Source organism: Rubellimicrobium mesophilum DSM 19309 (assembly GCF_000600335.2).
Taxonomy (GTDB): Bacteria; Pseudomonadota; Alphaproteobacteria; order Rhodobacterales; family Rhodobacteraceae; genus Rubellimicrobium; species Rubellimicrobium mesophilum.
On record NZ_KK088596.1, the window covers coordinates 21,186 to 28,004 of the forward strand.

Genomic DNA, 6,819 nt, shown 5'->3' on the forward strand with positions numbered 1-6,819 from the left:
GTGCCGTAGACCCGACCCTGGGTTGGATGAGATACCTGCCGGCGTGGCTCTGAAGCTCTGATGTGCTGTCAGCTCAGTCCAGCGACATGCCGGGCGGCTGTCCAGTTTGCCGTTCGTGCGGCTTCAGCCAGAGAGACGCCGCTCACGAGAGCTGCGGCCAAGGCACCTGTGAACACGTCGCCGGCCCCGTGAGTGCTGACAAGCGTGACCTTCTCGGCCGGGAGGGTAAAACTCTCGCCATCGTGCTCCGCCACCGCGACCCCATCGCCCCCAGCGGTCACGACAGCCATTGGGAACGTCTGTGATAGCTTGTGGGCGGCATCCGCCGCTCCGCGGATGCCCCCGACGGCGACCCCCGACAGTGACTCGGCTTCCAATGCATTCACGACGAGGACGTCGATGGCCGCCGCCAGGTCGGGCGACAACGGACGATAGGGCGCCGCGTTCAGGCAGACCTGCACGCCACGAGCCCGGGCGGCTTGCGTGGCCGCAAGGTTCATTTGCTCCGTGACCTCGTTCTGGAGAACCAGCATGGCCACCCCCGCCCAGAGGTCGTCATCTTCCAGGCGTGCCGGGTCGATCTCCAAGTTCGTTCCCGAGACAATGACGGCGCCATAATCGCCGGTGGCATCGCTGATCGCCACGCTCATGCCCGAAGCGTGTCCTGGGAGGGTGGCGACATGGGCATCGTCGACACCCCCCTGCCGAAGGTTCTCTCTGAGAAACGCCCCGAAGGCGTCATCGCCCACGGCGCCGAGCATCCGGACCGGCACGCCGGCCCGAGCGGCCGCGACCGCCTGGTTGCCGCCCTTACCGCCGAACTTGGGATACCAGCGGTTGCCCTGGACCGTCTCGCCCGCCGCTGGGCGGTGGGGCGCGGCGACCATGATGTCGTAGTGGAGGCTTCCGACGACCACGACGCCGGGCACGGTCTTGCTCATGGGGAGAGTCCTTATCGTCTGTGCTTGCTCTCGACGGCACGCCTGGTGCGGTCGAGGTTGGTCTCGGCAGCGCCGAGGTCGCGCTGCGCCACGGCCACGAAGAGCGCGTCCAGGATGCTGAGCTGGGCGATACGGGCGGCGGCGTTCTCGCCGAGGAGCGGCGATCCCTGCGCGGTTGAGCACAGGACGACGTCGGCAATCTCGGCGACTGGCGCCGTTGCATAGTTCGTCACCGCGATGCAGCGGGCGCCGTTGCGTCGTGCGAGTTCCAGCGCATCGAGCACAGCCGCCGTGGTGCCCGAGTGGCTGAACACCATGACCGCGTCGTCGGGCCCCAGCATCGCCGCTGACATCAGCATCATATGAGCGTCGTCATGCACCGTCGCTCGCAGACCGATCCGCAGGAACTTGTGCGCCACGTCGCGGGCGATCTGGGCCGAGCCGCCCAAGCCGTAGAAGTCGCGGTTGCGGGCCCGGTGAAGGATGTCGGCCGCCCGCTCAAAGGCCTCGGTGTCCAGGATCGACATCGTCTCCTCAAGGGCCTGCATGGCAGTGCGGAAGACCTTCTGGATGAGATCGGCCGTGGTGTCGTCGGGCGAGATCTCCTGGTGGAGGTTGGCGGTGTCCAGGCTGTTGTAGTTGACGAGCGCCGAGCGGAAGTCGCGGAAGCCGTTGAAGCCGAGCTTCTTGGCGATCTTCACCACCATCGCCTCGGAGACCCCCGCGTCCTCGGCGATATCCTTGAGCGGAGTGGCGTCGTTGAAGTCGCGGCGCCCGGTGATCGTGTCCACGACCCGCGCCTCGAGCGGCGTCAGGAGAGGCATCCGCATCCTGATCTGAGCCCCAATCGCGCGCGGGTCGAAGTTCATGTCGGTCACCGTCCCCGGGTTGCTCGGTCGATCAGCATGGCCACGATGATGATGATGCCGGTCGCGAGCAACTGGTAGAAGGCCTGCACGTTCATGAGCGTGAGCCCGTTGCGGAGCGCGCCCAGGATTATCGCCCCCAGGAGAGTGCCCACGACGCTGCCCTTGCCGCCCATGAGGGAGGCACCCCCGATCGCCGCAGCGGCGATGGCGTCGAGCTCCCAAAGCGTGCCCAGCGTCGGCTCGGCCGCCCCCAGCCGCCCGATCAGGATCAGCGCCGCGACCGAGGCCAGCGCACCCGACAAGGCGTAGGTCACGATCTTGGTCCGGGCGACCGGCACGCCGGAGATCCGCGCCGCCTCCTCGTTGCCGCCCACGGCCAGGATGTATTCGCCGAGCGGGCTGCGGTTCAGCATGACCCAGAGCGCGAGCGAGATGACGGCTACGATCACCACGGGGCTCGGGATGCCGAAGAGGCTGCCATTCAGGAAGTCGCGGAAGCCCTCGGGGAGGCCGAAGACGGGGTTGCCGCCGGTGTAGATGAGCGCCAGCGCCCGGTAGAGCGAAAGCCCACCCAGCGTCACAATGAAGGGCTGGAGTCCCGCATAGGCGATCAACACGCCGTTGAAGACGCCACAGGCGACGCCCACAGCCAGGGCCAGCAAGATGGCTAGGGGCGCCGGAACACCCACCACCATGGCCGACGCGGCCAGAACGGCCGAGAGCGCCGCAGTGGGCCCCACCGAGAGGTCGATGCCGCCCGAGATGATGACCATGGTCATGCCGAGCGCGATGCAGGCGTTGATCGAGGACTGCTGGAGGATGTTCACCAGGTTGGGCACGGTCAGGAAGGTGTCATTCAGCGCCGTGAAGGCCACAAAGATGACGACCAGCCCGAAGAGCGTGCCGAGGTCGCGCAGGTTGGGAACCATGCGCGCGAAGGTCCCCTTGGCCGCGGGGTCACGGAAGTCGGTCGAGGTCATTGGATGATGTCCTGTCGATCGGGGCGCGAGGCATCATGGACGCTGCGCTGGCTCTGGGGGATGGCATGGGCGGCGATGGCTGCCTCGGAGATCTGATCGCGCTCGAGGGTGGCCACGAGGCGGCCCTCACGCATGACCATCACGCGATCCGAGACGCGCATGATCTCCAGCATCTCGGAGCTGACCACGACGATGGCCTTGCCTTCCTGGGCAAGCCGCTCGATCAGCGCGTAGATCTCCGACTTGGCGCCGACGTCGATGCCGCGCGTGGGCTCGTCAAAGAGCAGGATCTCGGTGCCCGCCGCGATCCACCGCCCGATGATCGCCTTCTGCTGGTTGCCGCCGGAGAACTTGCCGATGGGGCGGGTGACGTCGAGCGGACGCAGCCGCAGGTCCTCCATGACCTTCATGGCCACGCGATGGCGCTGGCGATGGCTCACCAGGCCATAGCGGCTGAAGCGGCCCATGGAGGGCAGCGCCATGTTGGCCGCCACCGAGCGCTCGCGGATGATGCCGTGGCCCTTGCGGTCCTCGGGGACCAGACCGATGCCCGCCCGGATCGCGGCGCGCGGGTCATGCAGCGGCAAGGAGCGTCCGCTCACCCGGATGCTGCCCGAGGTCGGCCGGTCGATGCCGGCGATCAGCCGCAGGAGCTCGGTCCGGCCCGAGCCCACGAGGCCCGAGATGCCCAGCACCTCGCCCCGGCGGAGCGTGAAGGTCGCCCCCTGCACGGCCTTCTCGCGGCCGAGGTCGCTCACCTCCAGCAAGGCGTCGCTGCGCTCGTGACTGGTGTGGGTCTGGTGGACAATTTCGCGCCCGACCATGCGGGCCACGATGCTGGCTTCGTTCATGTCGGCCATGTTGACCGTGTCCACGAACTTGCCGTCGCGCAGGATGGTAGCGCGGTCGCAGACCCGGAAGACCTCGTCCATCTTGTGCGAGACGTAGATGATGGACACGCCTCGTGCGGCGAGTTGCTCGATCAGCACGGCCAAGCGGTCGAACTCGGCCGGGGTGAGGCTCGAGGTCGGCTCGTCCATCGCGATGACGCGGGCATTCTCAAGAAGAGCCCGTGCGATCTCCACCACCTGCTGTTGGGAGACCTTAAGGTCACGGATGGGGGTCTTGGGATCGATGGTAGGATCAAGGTCGCGCAGCACCTCGCGAGCCCGCTGCTCCTGGCCGCGCCTGTCGACGAGCAGGCCGCTCGCCTGCTTCAAGGGGCGTCCCAAGAACATGTTCTGCGCCACCGTGAGGTGCGGAACGTGCTGGAGCTCCTGGTGGATCATCGCGATACCGGCGGCCCGGGCTTCCAGAGGCGACCGGATCTCGACCGGTCGGCCGTCGATCTCGATGTGCCCTTCATCGGCCTTGAACACGGCCGATAGGGTGTTGAGGAGCGTGGACTTCCCTGCCCCGTTCTCACCCAGAAGGCCGTGGACCTCGCCGGGGCGGACCTCGAAGGTGACGTTGTCGAGGGCGCGCACGCCAGGGAAGCTCTTGGAGATGCCGGCGAGCTTCAGCCGGCTGGGTTGATCAGGCATCTCAGCGACCTTTGCTCGTGGAGGGATCGGCAGGGGCTCGAGACGCCCCTGCCGGAGGTCTGGTCCTTACTGGGCCGGGGCCATCAGGGCCTGACGCAGGGCGGCCATGTCATCGGTCGAGTAGGTCTCGATGTTGTCGGCCGTGATCAGGGCCTGCGGGGTCGCCACGACGCGGGGCAGGTCTTGGTCGGCCATGAGGCGCAAGGCGACTTCCATCGCGACCTCACCCGTGAGCACCGGGAACGAGTCCACGGTGCCAGTCAGGTCGCCCGCCCGGATCGAAGCGTAGGCGTCCGAGATGCCGTCGGTGCCGAACACCACGACCTGGTCTTGGAGACCTGCTGCCTTGACGGCTTCGACCACGCCCAGCGCCATGCCGTCGTTGTTGGCATAGAAGCCGATCAGGTCGGGGTTCTGCTGGAGGATCGTCGCGGCGGCGTCATAGGCCTTCTGGCGATCCCAGTCGGCCGGAACGCTGGCCACGACCTCGAAGTTGCCGGCACCCTCGATGGTCTCGGTGAAGCCCGCCGTGCGCTGACCAGCCGCGTAGACCCCGGCTTGGCCCTCGATCACCGCGACCTTGCCGCCGTCGGGACGGTTGTCGATGAACCATTGGGCCACGTTGACGCCGTTGCCCTTTTGGACGTTGCCGACGTAGTGCTCGGCCGAGGGGATCACGGCGTCGTTGACGTTCAGCACCGGAATGCCGGCCTCGGTGGCCTTCTCGACGGCCGGGACCAGGTTGGCATCGGTCTGAGGCGAGACCAGGAGCGCGTTGAAGCCCTGCGAGATCAGCGTCTCGGCAATGGAGAGCTGGCCCAGCTGGTCCCCCTCGCTCTGGGCCGCCTGGTAGGTGAACTCGACCCCGTATTGGTCGGCCACGTGCTGGTAGCCCTCGCCCAGCGAGCGCCAGTATTCATTGGTCAGCGTCTTGGAGACACCGCCGATCTTCGTGCCCTCGGGCGGGGCCGGCACCGGGCCGAATTGGGCCTCAAGCTCGGACCAGTCGATCCGGTCGGGCTCGGTGTCCGAGTTCAGCGGCGCGAGCTCCTGCGCATAGGCCAAACCGGCGACGCCGGCGAAGACGCTGGCGAGCAGCAGCGCGTGGACAGAGTGCTTCATGGTATCCTCCCTAAGAAAGCACGGATCGTGTAGAACTTGTGAAGTCGTGACGCGCCTTAGCCTCCTGCGAGGGCGCGCCCGACGATCTGCTGGGATGTGACAGCATCCTGTGCCGCGACCGCAGCACTCAGGGCGTTGTCGCCCGAAAGGCGCCGCGCGACGGCAATCAGGCGCTGAACTGTCTCGATGTTGACCTCGCACTCCCGCACCGGGTCGAGTCCGGTCAGATCGGGGAAGGTGTCGAAGTAGATCGGCCCGTCGTAGCCGTCCTTCTCGAGTTGCCATATCAGCTCCAGCGTGGCCTGGAGATGGACCGAGCCCACCATCAGCCCGTCGTCGCGCTTGGCGTAGCCATCGTTGAGGTGGACGCCGAGGAGGCGCGACTTGCGCGAGATCATGGCTGCGGCATAGGCCGGCATCTCGTCCGCATAGAGCACATGGGCAAAGTCGAAGGTCACGCCCAAGTTGTCCGTCCCCACCTCCGACAGCGCCAGCAGCGTAGTCGAGAGGTCCGAGAGCAGTGAGTAGGACCGCGGCTCGTTTGGCTTATATTCTATAGAGATCATGCAGGCGGGGTCGTGCTCCGCGACCTCGCGGATGGCCTCGATCTCGTCGGCCCAGAGCTTCCCGTAGTCGGCTTGGAAGCTGTAGTCGAAGCCGTCTTGGCCGAGCCAGATCGTCATGAGCGAGGAGCCCATCTCCCGCGCCGCGTCAATGCCGCGCTTGGTGAGGTCGATGGCCTCGCGCCGCACTGCCGGATCAGGGTTGGTGAAGGCGCCGAGCTTGAAGGCCGGGTTCGTGTAGTAGCGCATGGCCAGACCATTCACGCCCAGCCCGAGGTCCCCGAGCCTGCGCCCGAACTTGGCCGGGTCGTCGTCGATATGGTCCGGGTAGTTCAGGTCGACGTCCGTCAGCCCCTTGGCCTTCGCCGCCCGCTCGGCCATCTGGAAGGCGCTCGGCTTGCCCTTCTGCCCGGGCCAAGCCTGCTCAGCCCGGGACGCAAAGGAGTTGAGACGGGTGGCGTATCGGTGGCCGAACATGATCGCTCCTGCTTTTATACTTCACTTATAAACCTAAAACTGTGAAGTAGTCAACAGAAGCTTGACCTCACTTTTTTGCGAGTTCGGTAGTCTGATGGGAAGGATGCTTTCGGGCGGGGGACCGGACCTCTGCGTCAGCCGTAGTCGTCCTGTCGGACAAGCATTCGAGAGTGATGATGGCCCCCACTACGCCCGGTCGGTCTGACCTGATCGGGGCGTTGTTGCACAACCCTGTGGCGGGTGCTCGCGTAGGGACCCGTGGCGCCTATCTGGGCACTCATGAGCAAGCCGTCTCCCGCCCGCTATCGCACGACGAACTGGCC

At 66.4% G+C, this 6,819-nt stretch carries 6 protein-coding genes; all 6 read right to left on the bottom strand.

Features of this window, described 5'->3' with window-relative positions:
• Positions 1–68: 68 nt before the first annotated feature.
• The 6 genes from RUMESO_RS17515 to RUMESO_RS17540 all read right to left on the bottom strand — a co-directional run bounded on the left by RUMESO_RS17515 (position 69) and on the right by RUMESO_RS17540 (position 6,496).
• Positions 69–941, bottom strand: coding sequence for a ribokinase (locus tag RUMESO_RS17515; RefSeq protein ID WP_037281932.1), 873 nt, complete (start codon positions 939–941; stop codon positions 69–71).
• Between the two features lie 11 nt (positions 942–952).
• Positions 953–1,810 carry a MurR/RpiR family transcriptional regulator gene (locus tag RUMESO_RS17520; protein ID WP_037281944.1) on the bottom strand — a complete coding sequence of 286 codons (858 nt, stop codon included), beginning with the start codon at positions 1,808–1,810 and terminating at the stop codon, positions 953–955.
• A 5-nt stretch (positions 1,811–1,815) separates the two neighbouring features.
• Complete coding sequence (locus RUMESO_RS17525) at positions 1,816–2,790, bottom strand: ABC transporter permease (RefSeq protein WP_037281933.1); 975 nt, start codon at positions 2,788–2,790, stop codon at positions 1,816–1,818.
• The gene (locus RUMESO_RS17530; RefSeq protein ID WP_051521447.1) at positions 2,787–4,334 is read right to left on the bottom strand and encodes a sugar ABC transporter ATP-binding protein; all 1,548 of its coding nucleotides are present in this window, start codon (positions 4,332–4,334) and stop codon (positions 2,787–2,789) included. Before RUMESO_RS17530 ends, RUMESO_RS17525 begins: the two co-directional genes overlap by 4 nt.
• A gap of 66 nt (positions 4,335–4,400) precedes the next feature.
• Positions 4,401–5,456 (bottom strand): sugar ABC transporter substrate-binding protein, encoded by a 1,056-nt coding sequence (locus RUMESO_RS17535; RefSeq protein ID WP_037281934.1) that lies wholly within the window; start codon positions 5,454–5,456, stop codon positions 4,401–4,403.
• Positions 5,457–5,512: 56 nt separating this feature from the next.
• Complete coding sequence (locus RUMESO_RS17540; RefSeq protein WP_037281936.1) at positions 5,513–6,496, bottom strand: sugar phosphate isomerase/epimerase family protein; 984 nt, start codon at positions 6,494–6,496, stop codon at positions 5,513–5,515.
• Between the last annotated feature and the right edge of the window lie 323 nt (positions 6,497–6,819).